Origin of the sequence: Micromonospora zamorensis, from assembly GCF_900090275.1 — a bacterium.
In the GTDB taxonomy this organism is placed as follows: Bacteria; Actinomycetota; Actinomycetes; order Mycobacteriales; family Micromonosporaceae; genus Micromonospora; species Micromonospora zamorensis.
In genome coordinates, this window is the sequence record NZ_LT607755.1 from 898,603 (window position 1) to 920,167 (window position 21,565).

At 71.9% G+C, this 21,565-nt stretch carries 24 protein-coding genes; 14 read left to right on the top strand and 10 right to left on the bottom strand.

Annotated features, from left to right (window positions below; translation table 11 throughout):
- Positions 1-101: 101 nt before the first annotated feature.
- From GA0070619_RS04120 to GA0070619_RS04130, 3 genes are all read right to left on the bottom strand, one after another.
- Entirely contained in the window at positions 102-2,171 is a 2,070-nt protein-coding gene (locus GA0070619_RS04120) for a 3-hydroxyacyl-CoA dehydrogenase NAD-binding domain-containing protein (RefSeq protein ID WP_088946828.1), read from the bottom strand.
- Positions 2,168-3,364: a thiolase family protein gene (locus GA0070619_RS04125; protein ID WP_088946829.1), complete on the bottom strand. Its 1,197-nt coding sequence runs from the start codon at positions 3,362-3,364 to the stop codon at positions 2,168-2,170. The genes GA0070619_RS04120 and GA0070619_RS04125 overlap by 4 nt, the downstream gene beginning before the upstream one ends.
- 194 nt (positions 3,365-3,558) lie before the next feature.
- Positions 3,559-4,878 (bottom strand): ribonuclease D, encoded by a 1,320-nt coding sequence (locus GA0070619_RS04130; RefSeq protein ID WP_088946830.1) that lies wholly within the window; start codon positions 4,876-4,878, stop codon positions 3,559-3,561.
- A gap of 197 nt (positions 4,879-5,075) precedes the next feature.
- Between GA0070619_RS04130 and GA0070619_RS04135 the strand changes: the two genes are divergently transcribed.
- Complete coding sequence (locus tag GA0070619_RS04135; protein WP_088946831.1) at positions 5,076-6,290, top strand: S1C family serine protease; 1,215 nt, start codon at positions 5,076-5,078, stop codon at positions 6,288-6,290.
- A 411-nt stretch (positions 6,291-6,701) separates the two neighbouring features.
- On the top strand, positions 6,702-7,316 hold the full coding sequence (locus GA0070619_RS04140; protein ID WP_231927255.1) for a hypothetical protein: 615 nt from the start codon (positions 6,702-6,704) through the stop codon (positions 7,314-7,316).
- A gap of 22 nt (positions 7,317-7,338) precedes the next feature.
- On the opposite strand, the gene GA0070619_RS04145 is transcribed toward GA0070619_RS04140, so the two are convergent.
- The gene (locus GA0070619_RS04145) at positions 7,339-7,911 is read right to left on the bottom strand and encodes a DUF3000 domain-containing protein (protein WP_088946832.1); all 573 of its coding nucleotides are present in this window, start codon (positions 7,909-7,911) and stop codon (positions 7,339-7,341) included.
- A 137-nt stretch (positions 7,912-8,048) separates the two neighbouring features.
- Between GA0070619_RS04145 and hemE the strand changes: the two genes are divergently transcribed.
- Genes hemE through hemQ form a run of 3 tightly spaced genes read left to right on the top strand, consistent with a single transcriptional unit; the run spans position 8,049 to position 11,260 of the window.
- Positions 8,049-9,146 carry a uroporphyrinogen decarboxylase gene (hemE, locus tag GA0070619_RS04150; protein ID WP_088946833.1) on the top strand — a complete coding sequence of 366 codons (1,098 nt, stop codon included), beginning with the start codon at positions 8,049-8,051 and terminating at the stop codon, positions 9,144-9,146.
- Positions 9,147-9,152: 6 nt separating this feature from the next.
- Positions 9,153-10,562, top strand: a complete 1,410-nt coding sequence (gene hemG / locus GA0070619_RS04155) for a protoporphyrinogen oxidase (protein ID WP_088946834.1) — start codon at positions 9,153-9,155, stop codon at positions 10,560-10,562.
- Complete coding sequence (gene hemQ, locus GA0070619_RS04160) at positions 10,559-11,260, top strand: hydrogen peroxide-dependent heme synthase (RefSeq protein WP_088946835.1); 702 nt, start codon at positions 10,559-10,561, stop codon at positions 11,258-11,260. The genes hemG and hemQ overlap by 4 nt, the downstream gene beginning before the upstream one ends.
- A 92-nt stretch (positions 11,261-11,352) precedes the next feature.
- Here the strand turns inward: hemQ and GA0070619_RS04165 are convergent, their stop codons facing one another.
- The 4 genes from GA0070619_RS04165 to GA0070619_RS04180 all read right to left on the bottom strand — a co-directional run bounded on the left by GA0070619_RS04165 (position 11,353) and on the right by GA0070619_RS04180 (position 14,427).
- Entirely contained in the window at positions 11,353-12,453 is a 1,101-nt protein-coding gene (locus tag GA0070619_RS04165; protein WP_088946836.1) for a lytic polysaccharide monooxygenase auxiliary activity family 9 protein, read from the bottom strand.
- 118 nt (positions 12,454-12,571) lie between these two features.
- Entirely contained in the window at positions 12,572-13,027 is a 456-nt protein-coding gene (locus GA0070619_RS04170; protein WP_088946837.1) for a GNAT family N-acetyltransferase, read from the bottom strand.
- Positions 13,028-13,046: 19 nt separating this feature from the next.
- Positions 13,047-13,988, bottom strand: a complete 942-nt coding sequence (locus tag GA0070619_RS04175; protein WP_231927256.1) for a DMT family transporter — start codon at positions 13,986-13,988, stop codon at positions 13,047-13,049.
- Positions 13,989-14,166: 178 nt separating this feature from the next.
- Positions 14,167-14,427, bottom strand: coding sequence for a Prokaryotic metallothionein (locus GA0070619_RS04180; RefSeq protein ID WP_088946838.1), 261 nt, complete (start codon positions 14,425-14,427; stop codon positions 14,167-14,169).
- 154 nt (positions 14,428-14,581) lie between these two features.
- Between GA0070619_RS04180 and GA0070619_RS04185 the strand changes: the two genes are divergently transcribed.
- The 3 genes from GA0070619_RS04185 to GA0070619_RS04195 all read left to right on the top strand — a co-directional run bounded on the left by GA0070619_RS04185 (position 14,582) and on the right by GA0070619_RS04195 (position 16,406).
- Positions 14,582-14,857 carry an isoamylase early set domain-containing protein gene (locus GA0070619_RS04185; protein ID WP_088946839.1) on the top strand — a complete coding sequence of 92 codons (276 nt, stop codon included), beginning with the start codon at positions 14,582-14,584 and terminating at the stop codon, positions 14,855-14,857.
- 108 nt (positions 14,858-14,965) lie between these two features.
- Positions 14,966-15,718 carry a lytic polysaccharide monooxygenase gene (locus GA0070619_RS04190; protein WP_088946840.1) on the top strand — a complete coding sequence of 251 codons (753 nt, stop codon included), beginning with the start codon at positions 14,966-14,968 and terminating at the stop codon, positions 15,716-15,718.
- A gap of 64 nt (positions 15,719-15,782) precedes the next feature.
- The gene (locus GA0070619_RS04195; protein WP_088946841.1) at positions 15,783-16,406 is read left to right on the top strand and encodes a DUF305 domain-containing protein; all 624 of its coding nucleotides are present in this window, start codon (positions 15,783-15,785) and stop codon (positions 16,404-16,406) included.
- Between the two features lie 61 nt (positions 16,407-16,467).
- Here GA0070619_RS04195 and msrB read toward each other — a convergent pair whose 3' ends face one another.
- On the bottom strand, positions 16,468-16,872 hold the full coding sequence (gene msrB / locus GA0070619_RS04200) for a peptide-methionine (R)-S-oxide reductase MsrB (protein WP_088946842.1): 405 nt from the start codon (positions 16,870-16,872) through the stop codon (positions 16,468-16,470).
- 47 nt (positions 16,873-16,919) lie between these two features.
- On the opposite strand from msrB, the gene ligD reads away from it, so the two are divergent.
- A complete protein-coding gene (gene ligD / locus GA0070619_RS04205) occupies positions 16,920-17,957 on the top strand; it encodes a non-homologous end-joining DNA ligase (RefSeq protein WP_088946843.1) in 1,038 nt (345 codons plus the stop codon).
- Between the two features lie 62 nt (positions 17,958-18,019).
- Positions 18,020-19,270, top strand: coding sequence for an HNH endonuclease signature motif containing protein (locus tag GA0070619_RS04210; protein ID WP_088946844.1), 1,251 nt, complete (start codon positions 18,020-18,022; stop codon positions 19,268-19,270).
- 88 nt (positions 19,271-19,358) lie between these two features.
- Here GA0070619_RS04210 and GA0070619_RS04215 read toward each other — a convergent pair whose 3' ends face one another.
- Positions 19,359-19,721 (bottom strand): winged helix-turn-helix transcriptional regulator, encoded by a 363-nt coding sequence (locus GA0070619_RS04215; protein WP_088946845.1) that lies wholly within the window; start codon positions 19,719-19,721, stop codon positions 19,359-19,361.
- Positions 19,722-19,848: 127 nt separating this feature from the next.
- Between GA0070619_RS04215 and GA0070619_RS04220 the strand changes: the two genes are divergently transcribed.
- From GA0070619_RS04220 to GA0070619_RS32650, 4 genes are all read left to right on the top strand, one after another.
- Positions 19,849-20,523, top strand: coding sequence for a Rossmann-fold NAD(P)-binding domain-containing protein (locus tag GA0070619_RS04220; protein WP_088946846.1), 675 nt, complete (start codon positions 19,849-19,851; stop codon positions 20,521-20,523).
- A 120-nt stretch (positions 20,524-20,643) separates the two neighbouring features.
- Positions 20,644-21,078: a DUF2975 domain-containing protein gene (locus GA0070619_RS04225; RefSeq protein ID WP_231927257.1), complete on the top strand. Its 435-nt coding sequence runs from the start codon at positions 20,644-20,646 to the stop codon at positions 21,076-21,078.
- Complete coding sequence (locus tag GA0070619_RS04230; protein WP_088946848.1) at positions 21,078-21,293, top strand: helix-turn-helix domain-containing protein; 216 nt, start codon at positions 21,078-21,080, stop codon at positions 21,291-21,293. The genes GA0070619_RS04225 and GA0070619_RS04230 overlap by 1 nt, the downstream gene beginning before the upstream one ends.
- Positions 21,290-21,454 carry a hypothetical protein gene (locus tag GA0070619_RS32650; RefSeq protein ID WP_172861973.1) on the top strand — a complete coding sequence of 55 codons (165 nt, stop codon included), beginning with the start codon at positions 21,290-21,292 and terminating at the stop codon, positions 21,452-21,454. Before GA0070619_RS04230 ends, GA0070619_RS32650 begins: the two co-directional genes overlap by 4 nt.
- The last annotated feature ends 111 nt before the right edge of the window (positions 21,455-21,565 follow it).

Below are 21,565 nucleotides of genomic sequence, written 5' to 3' on the forward strand. Positions count from 1 at the left end.
GCACAGGCCCCTGCCAGCCGCCATGTGATCACAAACAGTCGCGGTGGCCGGATCGTCCACGAGGGACGCTCCGACCACCGCGACGGTGGTGCTGCGATCGGTCAGGCCGGCAGGCTCGCCGCCCCGCGCGGCAGGAACCGCTGACCGGTGACCCGCTCGGACGTGCCGGTCCGGTCCAGGTATGGAGTGACCCCACCCAGGTGGAACGGCCAACCGGCGCCCAGGATCATGCACAGGTCGATGTCCTGCGCCTCGGCGACCACGCCCTCGTCCAGCATCAGCCGGATCTCCTGCGCGAGCGCGTCGAGCGCGTTCTGGCGCACCTGCTCGGCGGTCAGCGGCTGGTCACCGACGACGAGCAGCTTGGCCACCTCGTCGTTGACCTGGTCGTCGACCACGATCGGTTGGCCCGAGTCGGCGATCCGCTTGAGGTTCTCGCTGACACCGAACCGGTCCGGGTACGCGGCGTGCAGAGTGCCGCCCACGTGGTACGCGACGGCCGGACCGACCAGCTGGAGCAGGGCCAACGGGCGCATCGGCAGGCCCAGCGGGTCCAGTGCGCTGTTGGCCACGTCCAGCGGGGTGCCCTGGTCGACAGCGGCGAAGACGGTGCCCAGGAAGCGGGTGAGCAGCCGGTTCACCACGAACGCCGGAGCATCCTTGACCAGCACGCTCGACTTCTTGAGCTGCTTGCCGACCGCGAACGCGGTGGCCAGCGTGACGTCGTCGGTGCGCTCGCCCCGGACGATCTCCAGCAGCGGCAGCACCGCCACCGGGTTGAAGAAGTGGAAGCCGACCACCCGCTCCGGGTGCTCCAACTCGGCGGCCATCTCGGTGATCGACAGCGAACTGGTGTTGGTGGCGAGCACCGCCTCCGGGGAGACGATCTTCTCCAACTCGGCCCAGACCTGCTTCTTGACACCCAGGTCCTCGAAGACCGCCTCGATGACGAAGTCGGCGTCCGCGAAGGCGCTCTTGTCGACAGTGCCGCTGACCAGGCCGTACAGCTTGGCGGCGGTGTTCTTGTCCATCCGGCCCTTGGTGACGGCCTTCTCGATCTGGGTGTGCACGTAGCCGACGCCCTTGTCCACCCGGGACTGGTCGAGGTCGGACATCACCACCGGCACCTGGAGGCGGCGGGCGAACAGCAGCGCCAACTGGCTGGCCATCAGGCCGGCGCCGACGATGCCGACCTTGGTGATCGTGCGGGCCAGGCCCTTGTCCGGTGCGCCGGCCGGCCGCTTGGCCCGCCGCTGCACCAGGTCGAAGGCGTACAGACCGCTGCGCAGCTCCTCGGAGAAGACCAGGTCCGCGAGGGCCTCGTCCTCGGCGGCGGTGCCGGCGGCGAAGTCGCCGTCCTTCGCCGTCTCCAGCAGGTCGAGCGCCTTGTACGCGGCCGGGACCGCGCCGTGCAGCCGCTGGTTCAGCGTCTCCCGGGCGAAGTAGAGCACGCCCGCCCACATGTCCTTGTCGACCTCGGGCCTGGTCACGGTGACCTGACCCCGGACCACCCCGGCGGCCCACTCCAGGGACCGCTCCAGGAAGTCGGCCGGCTCCAGCAGGATGTCAGCGATGCCCAGCTCGGCGGCCTGCTTCGGCTTGAGCATCTTGTTCTGCATGAGCGGGTTCTGGATGATCACCTGGGTGGCGGCGGGAATGCCGATCAGGTTCGGCAGCAGCTGGGTGCCGCCCCAGCCCGGCACCAGGCCGAGGGAGACCTCGGGCAGGGCCAGAGCCGCCGCACCACCGGAGAGCGTCCGGTAGTGGCAGTGCAGCGCCAGCTCCAGGCCGCCGCCCATCGCCGCGCCGTTGACGAACGCGAAGGTGGGGACGGTGCTGTCCTTGAGACGGGCGAAGACCCGGTGGCCCAGCCGGCCGATCTCCAGCGCCTGCGCGCGGTCGGCGAGCTGCGGCAGGCCGACGATGTCCGCGCCCACGCAGAAGATGTACGGCTTACCGGTCACCGCGATGAACGCCGGGTCGGCGGCGAGCGCGGCGGTGATCGCCTCGTCCAGGCTGGCCAGACCACCGGGGCCGAACGTGTTCGGCTTGGTGTGGTCGAAGCCGTTGTCCAGCGTGATCAGGGCGGCCGGACGGTCCAGCCCCGGCACGTTCACCTGGCGCAGCAGCGCCTTGGTGACGACCTCGTTGGGTGCGGCGAGCGCGCTCACTTGTTGCCCTCCGTCCAGTGCGGGTTCTCCCAGATGACCGTGCCGCCCATGCCGATGCCGATGCACATCGCCGTCACGCCGTAACGGACCTCGGGGTGCTCGGCGAACTGGCGGGCCAACTGGGTCATCAGGCGTACGCCGGAGGAGGCCAGCGGGTGACCGATGGCGATCGCGCCGCCCCACGGGTTGACCCGCGCGTCGTCGTCGGCGATGCCGAAGTGGTCGAGGAACGCGAGCACCTGCACGGCGAACGCCTCGTTCAGCTCGAACAGGCCGATGTCGTCGATGCTGAGCCCGGCCAGGCGCAGCGCCTTCTCCGTCGACGGGATCGGGCCGACGCCCATCACCTCCGGCTCCACACCGACGAAACCGAACGACACCAACCGCATGGCGATCGGCAGGCCCAGCTCACGGGCGGTGGCCTCGTCGGCGAGCAGGCTCGCGGTGGCGCCGTCGTTCAGGCCGGCCGCGTTGCCCGCGGTGACCTTGCCGTGCGGGCGGAACGGGGTCTTCAGGGTGGCGAGCTTCTCCAGCGAGGTGTCCCGTGGGGCTTCGTCCACTGTGGCCAGACCCCAGCCGCCCTCGGCGTCGCGGATCGACATCGGCACCAGGTCGTCCTGGAGCTTGCCGTTGGCGTACGCCTTGGCGGTCTTCTGCTGCGAGGCCAGCGCGAACGCGTCGGTGCGTGCCTTGGTGATGTGCGGGACCAGGTCGTGCAGGTTCTCCGCGGTGGAGCCCATGACCAGCGCTGACGGGTCGACCAGCTTCTCCGCGATGATGCGCGGGTTGGGGTCGACGCCCTCACCCATCGGGTGACGGCCCATGTGCTCGACGCCACCCGCGATGGCGATGTCGTACGCGCCAATCGCGATGCCGCTGGCCACGGTGGTCACCGCGGTCATCGCGCCGGCGCACATGCGGTCGATGGCGAAGCCGGGAACGGTCTTGGGCAGACCCGCCAGCAGCGCGGCGGTACGGCCGATGGTGAGGCCCTGGTCACCGATCTGGGTGGTGGCCGCGATGGCGACCTCCTCGACCCGCTCCGGGGGCAGCTGCGGGTTGCGGCGCAGCAGCTCACGGATGCAGCGGATCACCAGATCGTCGGCGCGGGTGTTGGCGTACATGCCACCCGCCTTGCCGAACGGGGTACGGACGCCATCGACGAAGACGACATCCCGAACTTCACGGGGCACTTGAGCCTCCTATTCGACCATGATCCGGCTTTCGCGCCGAGCGGCGCTGCGGACTGAACCAAGGGTCGCCGACACGGGCAGGTTCCCCCGAAATGCTACTCGCCAGTAACCAACCCCGTCCCGACCCCCCGCTGTGGCCCACCCCACACTGCCCGGTGACCCACGCCCCCGAGCGCCAGGCCGGGAGCGTGGGGTCAGGGGGTGGGGTCCAGGGCTTCGGTCAGGTCGGCTGTGAGGAGGCCGATCTGCCACTCGCGGGCGTTGAGACCGCGCAGGGTCTCCGCGACCGTCTCCTCGGTCAGCTCCTCCGGCGGGGTCCAGGCCAACCGGCGGACCGAATCCGGCGTGATCAGGTTTTCCGGCGGCAGGTTGTGCTCACCGGCGATGCGGATCACCACCTCCCGGCAGCGGGCCAGTCGACCAGCCGCCACCGGGTCCCGTTCGGCCCAGCGGTGCGGCGGGGGCGGGCCCTCCACGGTCGGGGAGACCGGCAGGGAGTCCTCCGGAAGCTGTCGGGCGTCGTCGAGCGCGGCGAGCCAGGTGCGAGCCAACCGCCGCACCGACCGGCCGCCGAAACCGGGCAGGGTCAGCAGGGTCTTCTCGTCCTTCGGGTCCAGCTCGGCCGCGGCGATGATCGCCGAGTCGGGCAACACCCGACCGGGCGCGGCGTCCCGCCGGGAGGCGATCTGGTCCCGGGCGTACCACATGGAGCGGACCCGGGCCTGGGCCCGCGCTCCCCGCAGCCGGTGGATGCCGGACGTGCGCCGCCAGGGCTCGGCGCGGACCCGCGGTGGGCGCGCCCCGGTGCGGACCAGCGCGGCGAACTCCTCCGCGGCCCAGGCCGACTTGCCCTGCCGGGTCAGCTCGGCGTCGAGCGCGTCGCGCAGGTCGGTGAGCAGCTCCACGTCGAGAGCGGCGTACGTCAGCCACGACTCGGGCAACGGTCGGCTCGACCAGTCGGCCGCCGAGTGGTGCTTCTCCAGGGTGAACCCGAGTAGCTGCTCGGTCAGCGCGGCCAGCCCGACCCGCTCGAATCCGGCCAGCCGAGCAGCCAGTTCGGTGTCGAACAACCGGCGCGGGCGCAGCCCCACCTCGGCCAGGCAGGGCAGATCCTGACTGGCAGCGTGCAGCACCCACTCGGCCTCGCCGATCGCCGCGTCCAGCGTGCTGAGGTCCGGCAGCGGCAGCGGGTCGATCAGCGCCGTACCCGCACCGGCCCGGCGCAGTTGCACCAGGTACGCGCGCTGGCTGTAGCGGTAACCGGAGGCTCGCTCGGCGTCCAGGGCGACGGGGCCGGTGCCCGCCGCGAAACGGGCAACGACCTCGGCAAGCTCGGCCGGAGCGGCCACCGGATCAGGGGTGCCGTCACGCGGGGCGATCAGCGGAACGGGCCCACCGTCGGCCGGGTCGGCTCCCTCGCCTGCCAGCTGCGGCTGGGCCGACGGCGGGTGCTGGGGTGCGTTTCCCGGAAGGTCTTCGGTGGGCCGACGGCGCAGGGGTGGTTCGTCGGTCACCTGCCAACCCTAGTGCGCGCGATGATCCGGCGGGTGCAGCCGGTCCGGCGTGTGTCGGTCAGGTGTCCACAAGGCGTCCTTCGGATGCCGGACATCGGGGGAGACAAAGCCCGATCGCACAGGTACGTTCCATCGAACCGCCGGCCGGGACGACGAGTCGACGGCGGCGGGAAGACCACGGGAAAGGCACGGCGATCATGACGGCTGGCTTCGGTTCGGGGGACGGGCGACCGGCGGGTGCCGAACCCGCCGACGCGAGCGGGTCGATGGCCGGCCGACCCGGTCCGCTGCCACCGCGCATCGAGCCCCAACCCGGTTCGGCCTGGTCCACGCCCCCCTCGGGCGGCACGGACCAGGCCCGACCCGTCCCCGCACCCCGCCCCGAGCGTCCCGTCCCGCCCAATACCGGGCAGTGGGGCCCGCCGCCGACCCCGTTCGGCGGCGCCGGGCACCAGGGCCCGGGCGCTCCGCCGGCCGCCCCCGGCCCCGGCGCCTATCCGCCGGCCGCACCCGGGTTTCCGGGCGTGGCCGGTTATCCGCCGCCCGGTCCGGCCGGCACTGGGCCCTCCACGACCGCCGGTTACCCCGGCGGCCCCGCGCACTGGCCAGCCTCCCCGCCGGCCGACCGGCCCACCCGTCGTCGGTGGCCGGCCGTGCTCGCCACGGTGGCCGTCGTCGTGCTCGCGGCGGTGGCCGGGCTCCAGGCGTACCAGCTCGACCGGGTCGGCGACCGGCTCGCCGACACCGACCGCCGGCTGGCGCAGGCCCAGGACGGCGACCTCGCCCGCCTCGACAGCCTGGACAAGCGCGCGGAGACGTTGGAGAAGCAGGCGGGTGCCGCGTTCAACCCGGAGGCGGTGGCCAGCGCGGTGCTGCCGAGCGTGTTCCGGGTCCGGGCCGGTGAGTTCACCGGCACCGCGTTCGCGGTGGGCAAGCCGGCGAGCGGCGGCGGGACGAACCTGTTCACCAACTTCCACGTGGTCGAGGCGGTCTGGGACGGCGGTGGCCGCGAAGTGTTCCTGGAGCGCACCAGCCAGCGCTTCCCGGCGACGATCGTCAAGGTCGACAAGACCAACGACGTGGCGCACCTGCGTGCCAGCGGCAAGTTCAGCGGCCTGGTCACCGCGCCCGCCGCGGCGAAGTCCGGCCAGCAGATCGTCGTCGTCGGCGCGCCGCTCGGCCTGGAGGACAGCGTGACCACCGGCGTGGTGAGCGCGTTGCGGCCGGCCCAGGGCGGGTCCGGCCCGGCGATCCAGTTCGACGCCCCGATCAACCCGGGCAACTCCGGCGGGCCGGTGATCAACGGCAGCAAGGAGGTTGTCGGCATCGCCACCGCCAAGGCGCGCAACGCCGAGGGCATCGGGCTGGCCGTACCGATCAAGGTCGCCTGCGACGGCTTCAAGATCTGCTGAACCGGCGACCGGCGACGCCGCCGGCCGCACGCACCACCCACGGCCATTGCCGACCCATCGCCGATCCATCGCCGACCCGGCTGATCAGCCGGCATCAGGCGATCTCTTCGCAGCACGTCACCGCGCCTGCCGAGGCGGGCGCGCCCATCTGGAGGAATGAAGATGTCCCAACCATCGCCCGAGTCGCAGGCTGTCCCGCCGGCCTCTCCGACGCCCCCCGACCCCGACCGGACCGTGGCGCACGCCGTAGGTCCCCAGGACGGTCCGTCCGGCGCTGAACCGACCGTTCCACAGCAGGCCGTTTGGCAGTCGACAAACGCCGACCCGACCGTCCCACACCCGGTCGCCCAGCCCGCCCCGCAGCCGTACGCGCCGGGACAGGCCCCGCCGCAGTACCCCGCGAACCCTCCCGTGCCACCCCAGTACGGCATGCCGCAGGGGTCGCCGGGCTACCCGGCCAGCGCCCCGCCGTACACCGGCCAGCCGATGTCCGCGCCGCCGATGTCCGTGCCCCCGGTCTCCGGCCCCGGGTACGGGCCGCCGATGTCCGCGCCGCCGGTCTCCGGCCCGGGATACGGGCCGCCGTACGGCCCTCCCGGTGCGCCTGCGGCCGGGCGGGGGCGCGCGGTGCTGGTGCTGGCCCTGGTGGCCGCGCTGCTCTTCGTCGTCAGCGGCGTGATGACCGGGCTGTTCGTGACGAAGAACAACGAGCTGAACCGCACCGAGAAGCGTCTCACCGGTCAGGTCAGCCAGCGCGACGGCACCATCGCCGCCAACGCCACCGAGATCACGAGGCTGAAGGCCGACCTGGGGACGATGCAGGCGAAGCTCGACAACACCGAGCAGGACCTGACCGGCACCCGCAACGACCGTGACGAGCAGGCCCGGCAGAAGACGGTCATCGCGAGCTGCCTGGACAAGCTGACGACCGCGCTGGGAGCGGCGTCGGCCGGCAACAAGGCCGCCTACGACGCGGCCATGAAGGGCCTCGACAAGGTCTGCGACGAGGCGGAGAACTACCTGTAGCCCTCCGCCGCCCCTCGCCGGGTCAGGCTGCGCCGGCGGGGCGGCGGTCGGACAGGGCCGTCACGCCGGGTGGGGGGAGCCCGGCCGTGGAGGCGAGCAGCGCACACCAGCCGAGCAGGTGCGCGCTGAGGTCGTCGTCGACCGGCGTCCAGGAGGCGCGGATCTCGATGTCGCCGACTGTCGGTGGGCCGGCGAGGTCACCGAACCGGGTCGACATGGTCTGCGTCACCGTCCCGCCGATCGCCCGGTGGCCGGCGTCCTGGGCGTCCAACGCGTCGGTCAGCCACGTCCAGCCAACCCCGGGCAGCAGCGGGTCGGCGGCCAGGTCGACCTCCAACTCGGCGGTCACGTAGGTGACCAACCGCAGGGTGCCCTGCCACGCCTCGTGCCCGACCGGGTCGTGCAGCAGGATCAGCCGGCCGGTGGCCACCTCGTCGCCGTCGCGCAGCACGGCCGCCGAGAGCGCGAACGCGTACGGGGCGAGCCGCTGGGGGGCGCCGACCTCCTCCAGGGTGATCTCCGGCCGGGGGGCCGCCGACCGCAGCCCGGCGACCGCGCGGGCGAACGTCTCCGGGAGCGCGATCGGGGGGGCCATGTCGGCAGCCTATGCCGCCGCCCGTCCCCCGCTTCGACGGCGCGCCGACGCTCATGAAGGGCGCCGGGCGTAAGGAACGGTGCCCTTCATCTCACCCCCACCCGGGTGGGGGTGGTGGGCGTGGCACGATTGCGGCGATGACCACGGACACCACGGGCACTGTCGCCCGAGACGGAGAATCCCGCCCCGGCGGACCGGCCGACTCGCCCTTCATTCGGGCCTGCCGACGCCGGCCCGGCCCGCACACCCCGGTCTGGTTCATGCGCCAGGCCGGCCGCTCGCTGCCGGAATACCGGGAGATCCGGGCGACCGTGCCGATGCTGGAGTCCTGCCGCCGCCCGGAGCTGGTCACCGAGATCACCCTCCAACCGGTGCGCCGGCACGGGGTGGACGCGGCCATCCTGTTCAGCGACATCGTGGTGCCCGTGGCCGCGGCCGGCGTCGACCTGGACATCGTGCCGGGCACCGGTCCGGTCGTCGCCGAGCCGATCCGCACCGCCGCCGACGTGGAGCGGATCCGCCCGATCACCCGCGACGACGTCTGGTACGTCGACGAGGCCGTCCGGCAGTTGGTGGTCGAGCTGGGTGACACCCCGCTGATCGGTTTCGCCGGCGCGCCGTTCACCCTGGCCAGCTACCTGGTCGAGGGCGGGCCGTCGCGGACCCACGCGAAGACCAAGGCCCTGATGTACGGCGACGAGGAGCTGTGGCACGCGCTCTGCGGCCGGCTGGCCGAGGTGACGCTGGCCTTCCTGCGGGTGCAGATCGACGCCGGTGTGTCAGCCGTGCAGCTCTTCGATTCGTGGGCCGGGGCGCTCTCCGAGGCCGACTACCGCCGTTTCGTGCTGCCGCACTCGACCGCCGTGCTGAGCGGGCTTGTTGACGCCGGGGTGCCGCGGATCCACTTCGGGGTGGGCACCGCCGAGTTGCTCGGCGCGATGGGTGAGGCCGGCGCGGACGTGGTCGGTGTCGACTGGCGTACCCCGCTGGACGTGGCCACCGGCCGGATCGGCCCGGACAAGGCGGTGCAGGGCAACCTGGACCCGTGCGTGCTGCTCGCGCCGTGGCCGGTGGTCGAGGCCGAGGTGCGCCGGATTCTGGAGCAGGGCCGGGCGGCTCCCGGGCACGTGTTCAACCTCGGTCACGGGGTGCTGCCGGAAACCGACCCGGATGTGCTGACCCGGGTGGTCGCGCTGGTGCACGAGCTGTCCAGCCGCCGGGCCGACCAGGGCTGACCGGCGATGCGGCAGCCCTGGCGGGTGGCGGTGGTCGGCGGCGGGATCGCCGGGCTGGCCGCCGCGGTCCGCCTGCGCGACTGCGCACCGGCCGGCACCGAGATCACGGTGTACGAGCAGTCCGGCGCGCTGGGCGGCAAGCTGCGCACCGGTGAGCTGGCCGGCCAGCCGGTGGAGTTCGGCGCCGAGTCGTTCCTGATGCGCGACCCGGCGGGCGCCGAGAGCGCGGCGGTGGCGTTGGCCCGCCGGCTCGGTCTCGCCGAGAAGATCGTGCACCCCACGGTGGGGCAGGCCGCGCTGGTCGTCGACGGAGGGCTGCGCCCGATCCCGGGCGGCACGCTGGTGGGCGTACCCGGGGATCTGGACCGGGTGACGTCGGTCGCCCGCCCCCTCGCGGGCGCCGACACCGACGGTGGTCGGCCGCTGGTCGGGCCGGACGCGGACGTCTCGGTGGGTGCGCTGGTCCGGTCCCGCTTCGGTGACGAGGTGGTCGAGCGGCTGGTCGACCCGATGCTGGGCGGCGTGTACGCGGGCCGCGCCGACGACCTCTCCCTGGTCACGACGATGCCGGCGCTGGCCCGCACGGCCCGGGTGGAGCACACCCTGACCGGTGCGGTCCGGGCCGCGCAGGCCGCCGCGCCGCGCGCGCCCGGCACCCCGGTTTTCGGCACCCTGGTCGGTGGGCTCAGCACCCTGATCGAGGCCGCCGTGACGGCCAGCGGCGCGACGGTACGACGGGACGCCGCCGTCCGCGAGTTGACCCCGACCGACACGGGTTGGCGGCTCACTGTCGGCCCGACGCGTGACCCTGAGCTGGTCGACGTGGACGCCGTGGTGCTGGCGGTGCCGGCGCGACCGGCGGCCCGGCTGCTCGCGGGCCCGGCCCCGGTGGCGGCGGCGGGCATCGGCGAGCTGGACTACGCGAGCGTCGCGTTGGTCACCCTCGCGGTGCCGCAGCCGCAGCTGCCCGAGCTGTCCGGCTTCCTGGTGCCGAGCACCGAAGGGCTGCTGATCAAGGCCGCCACCTTCTTCACCACCAAGTGGGGGCACCTGCGCCGGCCGGACGGCGTGGCGTTGGTGCGCGCCTCGGTGGGCCGGTACGGCGAGGAGGCGCATCTCCAGCGCCCCGACGCGGACCTGGCGGCCACCGTGCATCGAGAGCTCTCGGCGGTGCTCGGCACCCCGCTGCCGGCCCCGGTCGACGGGCACGTGCAGCGGTGGGGCGGGGCGCTGCCCCAGTACGCCCCCGGGCACGCCGACCGGGTCGCCGCCGCGCGCACGGCGTTGCGGGCCGCGCACCCCACACTGGTCCTCGCCGGCGCCGGATACGACGGCGTCGGCATCCCGGTCTGCGTCCGCTCCGGCGAGACGGCGGCCGAGGAGATCGTCACAGCACTGGGAGGATCGGCGAGATGACCGAGCAGACCAACGCGGCCCGCCTGCGGGAGCTCAACGACAGCATCCGCTACACCATGTGGTCGGTGTTCCGGGCCAGCGCGCCGCTGCCCTCACTGCGGGACAACGTCACCAGCGAGGTCGTGGCCCTCTTCGACGAGCTGGCCGGCAAGGACGTGGTGGTCCGGGGCGTGTACGACGTCGCTGGTCTGCGCGCCGACGCGGACGTGATGATCTGGTGGCACTCCGCGTCCCCCGACGCGCTCCAGGACGCGTACCTGCGGTTCCGCCGCACCACGTTGGGGCGGGCGTTGACCCCGGTCTGGTCGCAGATGGCGCTGCACCGGCCGGCGGAGTTCAACAAGAGCCACATCCCGGCGTTCCTGGCCGGGGAGGAGGCCCGCCCCTACATCTGCGTGTACCCGTTCGTCCGCTCCTACGAGTGGTACCTGCTGCCCGACGCCGAGCGGCGCGAGATGCTCGCCGAGCACGGGAAGATGGCGCGCGGTTATCCGGACGTCCGGGCCAACACGGTGGCCTCGTTCGCGCTCGGGGACTACGAGTGGATGCTCGCCTTCGAGGCCGACGAACTGCACCGGATCGTGGACCTGATGCGGGACCTGCGCGCGTCCGGCGCCCGCCGGCACGTCCGGGAAGAGGTCCCCTTCTACACCGGCCGCCGGCGCTCGGTCGCCGAGATCGTCAACTGCCTGGTCTGAGCCCGGGACGCTGCCTGGTCTGAGCCGGGACGCACGCTTCGGGCCCGCCGGCCGGTGCCGCACCCCCGCCCGGGTGCGGCACCGGACGGGGGTCAACTGGTCGTCGTGCAGGAGACCAGCGGAACCGGGTTGCTGCCGTTCCACGAGCCGAGGAAACCGAACGTGGTGCTCGCTCCGGCGGCGAGGGTGCCGTTGTGGTTGGCGTTACGTGCGGTGACCAGCGTGCCGTTGGCGCTGACCGTCGCGTTCCACGACGAGGTGACCTGCTGGCCGTTGCCGTAGTTCCAGCTCACCGACCAGCCCTTTGTGGGTGAACCGCCCGCGGTCACCTTCACGTCGGCCTGGAAGCCACCGGACCACTGACCGGTCACCTGGTACGTCGCCGTGCAGGCCCCAGCCGGCGGCGGGGTGGTCGGCGGCGGGGTGGTGGGCGGGGGAGTGGTGGGCGGCGGGGTCGTCGGCGGGGGAGTGGTCGGTGGCGGGGTGGTCGACCCACCGCCGAAGTCGACGTCGCTGCACAGGTAGTACGACTGGTCCAGGTGGCTGGCCTGCCAGACGGTGTAGACGATGTGCCGCCCGGTGCGTCCCGACGCGTTGACCGGGATCTGGATGGAGACGCCACCGGTGTCCGGGTTCCACTGCGACGCCGGGGTGTTGCCGATCTGGCCGGCCAACTCCAGGTCGTCCCAGCCGAGCGGCTCGGTGAGCGCGTTGAAGCCCTGCTTGGTCACGTACACCCGGATGTAGTCGGCGCCGTGACTGGCCTGGTCGAAGAAGCGGAGCCGGAAGTTGTTCGACACCGAGGTGGTCTTCCAGGCGCCGATGGTGTCCAGCGAGTTGTAGCGAGGGCTCTGGGTGCGCCCGCCGCTGCACAGCTGGCCGTTGGGAACGGCGCCCTGGTGGTTGCCGCCCACGCCCTCACGGAACAGGCCGTTCCAGTTCCACATGGCGGCCGGATCGGCCTGCCAGGCCTGCCAGCACATCGGGTCCTCGGTGGCCATGCGAGGGTTCTGGAAGTCGTCACCCCAGCGCTGCCAGCAGCTGTAGTTGCGCGAGGCCGGGTCGACGACCGAGCCGTGCGCGGAGGCGGGCCTGGCCTGGATGGTGGTCAGCGCGGTGGTCAACAGGAGCGCGGCGGCCGTCGCGATGGCGAACAACCAGAACACGCGTCGTGATCGGATGAGAGTGGACATGGAGCCCCCGGGGGGATGAGGTCGGACGACGACACCCGGACCGACGGGAGTTGCCCACTCCCGCGCCTACTCGCTGGCTCCTGCGATGGCTCTACCCGGCACCATGCCAGCTCGATCGTCAGACGTCAATGGCACCGCGTCGCATCGGCGTGTGCGGGATGCCGTCCTCGACGTACTCCGGGCCGCTGACCGCGAAGCCGTGCCGGGTGTAGAAGGCGACCAGGTGCGACTGGGCGTCCAGCACGCAGGGCCGGTTGCCCACCACCTCCAGCGCCGCGGTCATCAGTCGGCCGGCCTGCCCGCCGCCGCGCGCCGCCGGTGCCACCACCACCCGACCGATCCGGGCGGTGCCGTCCGGGTCGGCCAGGATCCGCAGGTACGCCAGCGGCGCGCCGCCGTCGGTCAGCCAGAGGTGCCGCGTGCCCGGCTCGACGTCGCGCCCGTCGAGTTCCGGGTACGGGCAGTTCTGCTCCACCACGAACACGTCGATGCGCAGCTTGAGCAGGTCGTGGAAGGTGCGGGTGTTCAGGTCGGCGAAGGAGGCCGTCCGGATCTCGGTGGTCTGCGAGGGCATCCGACGATGGTAGGCCGCCTCACCTGGTGCCCCGTCGAGGTGCCAGGTAGGTGGCGGCCACGGCGGTGAGCAGCAGGACGCCGCCGGCGACGACCGGCAGTGGAAGCGGCTCGTGCAGCAGCACCACCGCCAGCGCCGCGGCGGTGAGCGGTTCGAGCAGGGTCAGCACGGCGGCGACGCTGCCCGGGGTGGTGCGCAGCCCGGCGTAGAACAGCGCGTACGCCACCGCGGTGGTGACCACGCCGAGGTGCAGCAGCAGTGCCACCGTGTCGGGGCGTACCGGCACGCTCACCCCGGCGACCACGGCGAACGGCGCCAGGGTCAGCGCTCCGACAACTGTGGAGATGGTGGTCAGCGTCATCGGTGCGACGCGCTGCGACACCTGTCGGCTGATCAGGGTCGTCACCGCGTACCCGAGGCCGGAGCCGGCAGCCGCGAGCAGGCCGAGCAGCGGCGCGGGCGCTGCGGCGGTCGGGTCCGCCGTCGCCCCGGTGATCAGGGCGAGACCGACCACGGCCGCGACCAGCGTGGCGAGACGCAGCGGGCCGGGGATCCGTCGGGCGCGCGCCGACTCCCAGGCCGCGGCGAGCACCGGGGCCAGGCCCAGGCTGACGACGGTGGCCACGCTGACGCCGGCCCAAGCCACGGCCGCGAAGTAGAGCGCCTGGTAGAGGCCGAGGCCGACGCCGGTGAGCAGCAGGGGTACGGGTGCCGCGCGCAGGGTGGCCAGGATCGCGCCGAGCCGACCGGCGGTGCACGCCAGCAGGACGAGCGCGGCGATCGCGAGGCGGTGGAAGCCGATGCTCACCGGGCTGAGCCCGGTGCTGTCGTGCAGGAGTTGCACCGCCACACCGGTGGTGCCCCACAGCACGCCGGTGACGGTGATCTGGATCAGGCCGGTGCGGGCCTGGTCGACGGCCGGCGCCGAGGCAGCCGGTTGCACGGTACGGGAAACGGACACGGATGCGCTCCGAAGGATGAGCCGTTGACGGGGACGACGTCGACGGAGCGCGTACGGCAGCGAGCCGGGTCGGGTCAGGTCACCCGATCGGCGAGAGGCGCGGCGCTCCGCTCAGGAGCGCGGCGGGGGCAGGACGCCCAGCAGTGGCCGCATGGGGACGACCGTACCGCAGGCCTGGTCAGGCCGGGCGTGCGCCGACGGCGTCGCGGATCTCCGCGCCCACGTCGCCCTCGACGGCACGGGCGCAGTGCCCGCAGCAGAAGAAGCGGCCGTTGACCTCGACGCCGTGCCCGACGATCTTGATCTGGCAGTGTTCGCAGATCGGTGCCATCCGGTGGATCGCGCACTCGAACGAGTCGAAGGTGTGTACGTCACCGCTGACGGTGCGCACCTCGAACGCCATCCAGTAGTCGTTGCCGCAGACCTCACACGTTGCCACTGAAACCTCCCATATCACGACATGTGTCTACAGACTGCTCTCGGCTCGGCGGCTCGCGAGGCGAAATGTCGAGGTGCAGGAGTCGTGGCGGCGTGTCGGCGTCGGCGTGTTGTCCGTTGTGTGGGGTGAACCGCCGCAACCCCGGAGGATCACAGTGATCAAGCGCAACAAGCTCTTCGGCAACCAGACCCGGGTCACCTTCTGCCTCCCCCGGGACGCCCCGCCCGGCCCGGTGAGCGTGGTCGGCTCCTTCAACGGGTGGGAGCCGGGCCGGCACGAGATGGTGACCCGCCGCGATGGCACCCGGACGGTGACCGTGAAGCTTCCCCCGGGTGAATACCGGTTCCGCTACCTCGCCACCGGCGGCGTCTGGCTGGACGACGAGTCAGCCGACCAGGTCGACGACCGGGGGAGCCTGCTCCGGATCTGAGGGAAAACTCGCCACCATCGATGGATTTATCGATGGGAGTCTTTACTGTTAACAAAGTTTAAATTACCTTGAGGGGCACCCACCGTACCTGGAGAAGGAGCTGCCCCGATGCGTCGAAGAATGACCATTCCGCTGGTGGCGGCGGGTGCTGTCGCCGCCACCCTCACCGTCGCCGCCCCCGCGCAGGCGCACGGCTACGTCTCCGCCCCACCCAGCCGGCAGGCGCTCTGCGCGCAGGGCCGGGTGCCCGACTGCGGGCAGATCAAGTACGAGCCGCAGAGCGTCGAGGGCCCCAAGGGCCTGCGCAGCTGCAACGCCGGAATCGCCCAGTTCGCCGTCCTCAACGACGACAGCCGGGGCTGGCCGGCCACCTCGGTGGGCAGTTCGCTGACCTTCACCTGGGTGAACACCGCCCGGCACGCCACCAGCAACTGGGAGTACTGGATCGGCAACACCCGTGTCGGCGTGGTCAATGGCAACAACCAGCAGCCGGGCGCCACCGTCTCGCACAACGTCAACCTCGGCGGCTTCTCCGGCCGGCAGAAGATCCTCGCGGTGTGGAACATCTCCGACACGGCGAACGCCTTCTACTCCTGCATCGACGTGCAGATCGGCGGCGGCGGGTCGAACCCGACCCCCACCCCCACGCCCACCCCCACCCCTTCACCCACCCCACGGCCCACCCCGACCGCCACGCCGACCACTCCGCCCGCGCCGGGCGGCAGTTGGACGACGGGTCGGGCGTACCAGGTCGGCGACCAGGTCACCTACGGCGGAGCCACCTACCGCTGCCGGCAGGCGCACACCGCGATTCCCGGCTGGGAGCCGCCGAACGTACCGGCGCTCTGGCAACAGGTCTGACCGCACGGGTGCGGCCCATGGCCGCACCCGTGTTCGCCGCCCTCGCGTGAACGGAGCACCCGGCATGCCTCGCCGTACCCGTCTGGCGTCCCTGGTCGCCGCTCTGCTGCTCACCGGCGGCTGCGCCGGGTCGCCCACGTCGAACTCGTCAACCCGGCCGCAACCGGCGCCCGCGTCCCCGGCCGGGTCCGCGGATGCCGGAGCCTCAGGCGCCGGTGCCGCCCCGGCCGGGGACACGATCGACGCCGCCACGATGAGCGGGATCGACGTGGTGTTCCTCAGCACGATGGTCGGGCACAGCGAACGCACCCTGCAGATCGTCCGATTGGCTTCCGACCGGCTGCGCGACGACGCGCTGCGCACCCTGGCCGCCGCCATCGAGGCGACCGAAGCCGACGAGCTGGCCGCGATGCGCGGCTGGTTGCCCACTACCGGGCCCGGCGCCAGCGCGGCCGCCCACCACCACGAAGGGCACGGCGACGACGCCGCGCTCGACCGGCTGCGGACCGCGCCGGACGCGGACGTCGACCGGGTGCTGCGCGAGGTGCTCGCCGACCACCAGCGGTCGGCAGCCGACCTGGCCCGGGCCCAGGTCGACGTCGGCCGCAACGAGCGGGTCCGCGACCTGGCCCGGCGCATCGAGCAGTCCCGGACCGCCGAGGTCGAGCTGTTGAGGGGTACGCCCTGAGCGTGGTTATGCCCCGGGCGTGGTTATGCCCCGGGCGTGGTTATGCCCCGGGGTGCCCTGGTCAGCGGGGTTCCAGCTTGATGGAGACCGAGTTGACGCAGTGCCGGGTGTCCTTCGGGGTGAAGCCCTCGCCGTGGAAGACGTGCCCGAGGTGACTGTCGCAGCGGGCGCAGCGGATCTCCGTGCGCGCCATGCCGAGGGTGCGGTCCTCGATTTCCTTCACCCGGCCCGGAATGGCGTCGTCGAAGCTCGGCCAGCCGCAGTGCGAGTCGAACTTCGTGTCACTGGAGAACAGCTCCAACCCGCAGGCTCGGCAGTGATAGACGCCCTGGGTCTTCGTGTCCACGTACTCGCCGGTCCACGGTCGCTCGGTGCCGGCCTCCCGTAGGACGTGGAACTCCTCGGGGGTCAGTCGGACCCGCCACTCGTCGTCGGTGCGGGGCAGCTCATTGTCGTCAAGACTCACCCGTCAACGGTACGTCGAAGGTCGGGGTCGTGGCATAAGGTCGCGGGATGGCTGGCACCAAGGCAGCGGTCACCGAGGTCGAGGTGGCCGGGCACAGCGTACGGCTGAGCAGTCCGGATCGGGTGATCTTCCCCCAGCGGGGGTTCACCAAGGCGGACGTCTTCCACTACTACCTCGCCGTCGGCGACGCGATCATGCGCGCCCTGCGGGACCGGCCCACAACGCTGCAACGCTTCCCCGAGGGCGTCGAGGGTGAGGCGTTCTTCCAGAAGCGGGTGCCGACCCGAGGGGTGCCGCCCTGGGTGACGACCGCGCAGATCACCTTCCCCAGCGGTCGGAGCGCGGCGGAGCTGTGCCCGGTCGACCTCGCACACGTGGCCTGGGCGGCGCAGATGGGCACCATCGTGTTCCACCCCTGGCCCGTCCGCGCCGCCGACGCCGACCGGCCCGACGAGCTGCGCATCGACCTGGACCCACAGCCCGGCACCGACTTCGCCGACGCGGCCCGGGCCGCCGGGGAGGTTCGTGCGCTCCTCGACGAGCTGGGCGTGGCCGGTTGGCCGAAGACCTCCGGCGGCCGAGGTGTGCACGTCTACCTGCGAATCCAGCCCCGTTGGACGTTCACCGAGGTGCGCCGGGCCACCATCGCGCTCGCCCGGGAGGTGGAACGCCGCCACCCCGACCTGGTCACCACCGCGTGGTGGAAGGAGGAACGCGGCAGCCGCGTCTTCGTCGACTTCAACCAGATGGCGCGCGACCGCACGATCGCCTGCGCGTACTCGCTGCGGGCCAACGCCCGGGCGACCGTCTCGACCCCGGTCACCTGGGACGAGCTGCCCGACGTCGACCCGGACGACTTCGACCTGCGCACCGTTCCGGCCCGGCTCGCCGAGCGCGGCGACCCGCACGCCGGCATCGACGACGCACCGTGGGACATCACCCCGCTGCTGGAGTGGGCCGACCGGGACGCCGCCGCCGGTCAGGGCGACCTGCCGTACCCGCCGGACCACCCGAAGATGCCCGGCGAACCCAAGCGCGTGCAGCCCAGCCGCGCCAAGCGCACCCCCGACGACGACAACGCCTGACCGGCCGGGCCTCGCTTCTCGCAGGGCCGTAATTTGTCGTACACCTGTTCTAGAGTTTGGATGTGATCGATGAGTTGGCGCGGGCGGAGAGTGCGGTGGCGACCTGCACCGACGCGGCCGCCTGGCCTCTCACCGAGCATGAGCTGATCGCGGCGCTCGACGCCGCACACCGCTTGGAGCAGCGTCTCGCCGCCGTGAAGCTGGCGTTGGTGCGCGAGGTGGACGGTCGGGGCACGGCGGTCGCGCAGGGCGCGTCCAGCACAGCGGTCTGGTTGCGCGAGCGACTGCGGTTGACCATTCCGGCGGCCCGCCGGTTGGTCGATCTCGCGCTCTGCGTTGACGCGGCCCCGACGGCCGTGCGGGGCGCGCTGGCGGCCGGCGCGGTCAGCGTGGAGCAGGTGCGGGTCATCGCCGACACCGTGAGCACTGTGCAGTCGACCGCTGGGCCGGAGGTGGCCGACAAGGCCGTCGGTGTGCTGGTCGACTGGGCCGGGCAGTTCGATCCCATGCTGCTGCGCAAGCTCGGCACCCGCATCCTCGACCACGTCGCCCCCGACATCGCCGACGCCGCCGCCCGCGCCGCACTCGACGCCGAGGCCGCCCGGGCGACGCGCGACCGGCACCTCACCATCTCCGAGCAGACCGATGGTCGGCTGCGCCTCACCGGCACCCTCGACGTGGAAGCCGCCGCGCTGCTGCGCGCCGCCATCGACCCCCTCAGCGCACCCGCCGGCCCCGACGACCAGCGCTGCGCCGGCCAGCGCCGCCACGACGCCCTCGCCGACGTGTGCCGCCTCGCCCTGCGCACCGGTGAGCTACCCGAACACGGCGGCGACCCCGCCCAGATCGTCGTCACCACCAGCTACGACACGCTGACCCGGCAGCTGGGCGACGGGGCGCTCGACCTCGGCCTGCACTTCACACCGGAAACGGTGCGCCGACTCGCCTGCGACGCCGCGATCCTGCCCGCCGTCCTCAACAGCACCGGCCAACCACTGGACCTCGGCCGACAACGCCGCCTCATCACCGGCCCACTACGCCGCGCCCTCGTGCTCCGCGACCGCGGCTGCGCCTTCCCCGGCTGCGACCGACCACCCCGCTGGTGCGACGCCCACCACATCCACCACTGGGCCGACGGCGGCCCCACCAACCTCAACAACGCCGTCCTACTCTGCGGCCACCACCACCGACACCTCCACCACAACGACTGGACCGTGCGGCTCGGCGACGACAACCACCCCGAATTCATACCGCCGGCCTGGCTCGACGCCGACCAGCTCCCGCGTCGCAACCACTATCACCGACGGACGTAGGCAACGGGACGCGGTCACCGGTGATCTGCGAGAGGTGCGAGGTCGAAACCGAGGTGCGACGCAGCTTCTCTGCGCCGGTTCTCGTGGCTCATCCATGCATCCGAGCGCGTGCCTGCTCGATGTCGGAGGCGTGCGCGACTGCCCATTCGCCGACGGCGATGACCAGTGGCAGAAGTGAGCGGCCCAGGTCGGTGAGCGCATATTCGACACGCTCCGGTGTCTGTTGACGGCTGATCAGCCCGTCGCTCTCCAGGGTGCGCAGTGTGCGGGTGAGGATGCGTCGGCTCAGACCGTGAATGGTGCGGTCGAGTTCGTTGAAGCCATGAGGGCGTTCGCGGAGCACCGCGAGAACGAGAACACTCCACTTCTCGCCTACGCGGCGCAGCACGTCGGTTGCCGGACACGCCGCGCGGTCGGCCGGGGTCACGGGTAGCTGCAGTGCCGGTGACATCGATGTGCCTTCTTTCGAGTGGGCCGACAGAAGCCAACGATGAAGTATGCGCACAGTGGTGATTGCAGGCGGGACACGTGGCATCGGCGGTGCCCTTGCCGACAAACTGCGGCGAGCCGGAGATCGAGTGGTCGCGATCGGCAGTGCCGACGCCGACCTCACCTCGGTCCGGCAGACCTCCGCACTGGCAGACCGGTTACCGGACAAGATCGACGTGTTGGTACTGGCGGCAGGGCGTTTCGACCAGCGGCGGATCGTCACCGGTGAGGGCTTCGAGCAGACCTTCGCGATCTACGTCCTCGGTCGCTATCTGCTCGCCGAACGGCTCCGCCCGGCATTGGAACGTGTTCAGACACCGGTCATCCTCAACCTCAGCGGCACCGGCGGAATCCGGGCCGGCCGAATCCACTGGGACGATCTGCAGCTGGCCAGCGGATACACCATGTTGAAGGCGACGATGCAGGGCGCGCGCGCCAACGACCTCCTCGGCGCCGGCTTCGCCGCGCACAACCCGAACAGCCCAATCCGATACGTGCTGTACAACCCGCTGTTCGTCGACAGCGGTATGCACCGTCAACTCCGCCAACCGATGCGCGCCCTCGTAGGGGCGTCCGCCGCGCTCTTTGGATCCTCTACCGCTGACGCTGCCACCCTCCTGGCGGCCCTGCTGGCCGAGCCGCCGGCCGCTCGGCTGACGGCGCTGCGGCGCGGCGCGCCGGTCCCTCTCACGCGACCGGAGTTCGACCAGTCGGCGGCTGCCCGGCTCTACACGGTCCTTGCGGAGCTGACCGCTGCCGCGTGAGTCGCCCTCCAACGCTCCGACAGCGCCCCCGACTCGCCGATTGACTTTCGATAGGTAACGAGCGAAACTCGATGCATGGTTACGGAGCATCGAGCGGTAGCCGCTCTCAGAGTCTTTCTCGTGGTGCTGTTCGGGGTGCTGGTCGTGTTCCAGACCCTCTCGCTGCCGGGGCAGTTCGCGTACATGGCCCAGGAGTCGCCGGAGGACGCCTACCTGCGATGGCCGGCGACCATCGTGACGGTGTTCTGGGTGCTGTGCGTGCAGGTGGTCATCGTCGCGACGTGGCAGCTGCTCAGCCTCGTCAAGAACGACCGCATCTTCACCGAAGCGTCCCTGAAATGGGTGGACGCGATCGTGTGGGCCATCGGCGCCGGGTGGGCTGTGCTCGTGGGCGTCTTCCTCTACGTCGGCTTCAACGCGGATGACCCGGGCGTGCCGCTGCTGCTGTTCCTGCTGACGGTGGGCGTCACCGTGCTGGGGCTCCTGATGGTGGTGATGCGTGCGCTGCTGCGGCAGGCGACCACGCTGCGGACCGACATGGAAGCGGTGATCTGATGCCCATCGTCGTCCGCATCGACGTCGAGTTGGCCAAGCGCAAGATGAGCGTCGGCGAGTTCGCCGAACGCGTCGGGCTCACTCCGGCCAACGTGGCGGTGCTGAAGAACGGCCGAGCCAAGGCCGTCCGCTTCAGCACCCTGGAAGCGATGTGCCGGGTGCTCGACTGCCAGCCCGGAGACCTGCTCGAGTGGGTTGAGGAGGAAACCTCATGAGGTACGTCCTGACCGTCGTCGCCGTCCTCGGCGTCGCGCTCGGTGTCGCCGGCATCGTGCACGGGGAGGCCGACGACTCGCCGGGCCTGCAACTCCTCGGCGTCGTGCTCGTGATCGGCGCGGTGGCGTTCGGCATCCGCAACGTACGGGGCGGTAGCTGACCGTCCGAGGCGCACGGGCCGGGGTGAGCTGACCCTCTCGTAATAACGATCATGTAACGGGCGCGAACCTTTCCCGGGGGGTGGCCTGTCTTGATGGTCGTCGGCCCACCG

Bases quoted from the DNA above. Each gene is read 5' to 3' on its own strand.
- GA0070619_RS04135 (WP_088946831.1), top strand. From the start codon at position 5,076: ATGACGGCTGGCTTCGGTTCGGGGGACGGGCGACCGGCGGGTGCCGAA.
- GA0070619_RS04145 (WP_088946832.1), bottom strand. From the start codon at position 7,911: ATGGCCCCCCCGATCGCGCTCCCGGAGACGTTCGCCCGCGCGGTCGCC.
- hemE (WP_088946833.1), top strand. From the start codon at position 8,049: ATGACCACGGACACCACGGGCACTGTCGCCCGAGACGGAGAATCCCGC.
- hemG (WP_088946834.1), top strand. From the start codon at position 9,153: ATGCGGCAGCCCTGGCGGGTGGCGGTGGTCGGCGGCGGGATCGCCGGG.
- hemQ (WP_088946835.1), top strand. From the start codon at position 10,559: ATGACCGAGCAGACCAACGCGGCCCGCCTGCGGGAGCTCAACGACAGC.
- GA0070619_RS04165 (WP_088946836.1), bottom strand. From the start codon at position 12,453: ATGTCCACTCTCATCCGATCACGACGCGTGTTCTGGTTGTTCGCCATC.
- GA0070619_RS04170 (WP_088946837.1), bottom strand. From the start codon at position 13,027: ATGCCCTCGCAGACCACCGAGATCCGGACGGCCTCCTTCGCCGACCTG.
- GA0070619_RS04190 (WP_088946840.1), top strand. From the start codon at position 14,966: ATGCGTCGAAGAATGACCATTCCGCTGGTGGCGGCGGGTGCTGTCGCC.
- GA0070619_RS04195 (WP_088946841.1), top strand. From the start codon at position 15,783: ATGCCTCGCCGTACCCGTCTGGCGTCCCTGGTCGCCGCTCTGCTGCTC.
- ligD (WP_088946843.1), top strand. From the start codon at position 16,920: ATGGCTGGCACCAAGGCAGCGGTCACCGAGGTCGAGGTGGCCGGGCAC.
- GA0070619_RS04215 (WP_088946845.1), bottom strand. From the start codon at position 19,721: ATGTCACCGGCACTGCAGCTACCCGTGACCCCGGCCGACCGCGCGGCG.
- GA0070619_RS04230 (WP_088946848.1), top strand. From the start codon at position 21,078: ATGCCCATCGTCGTCCGCATCGACGTCGAGTTGGCCAAGCGCAAGATG.
- GA0070619_RS32650 (WP_172861973.1), top strand. From the start codon at position 21,290: ATGAGGTACGTCCTGACCGTCGTCGCCGTCCTCGGCGTCGCGCTCGGT.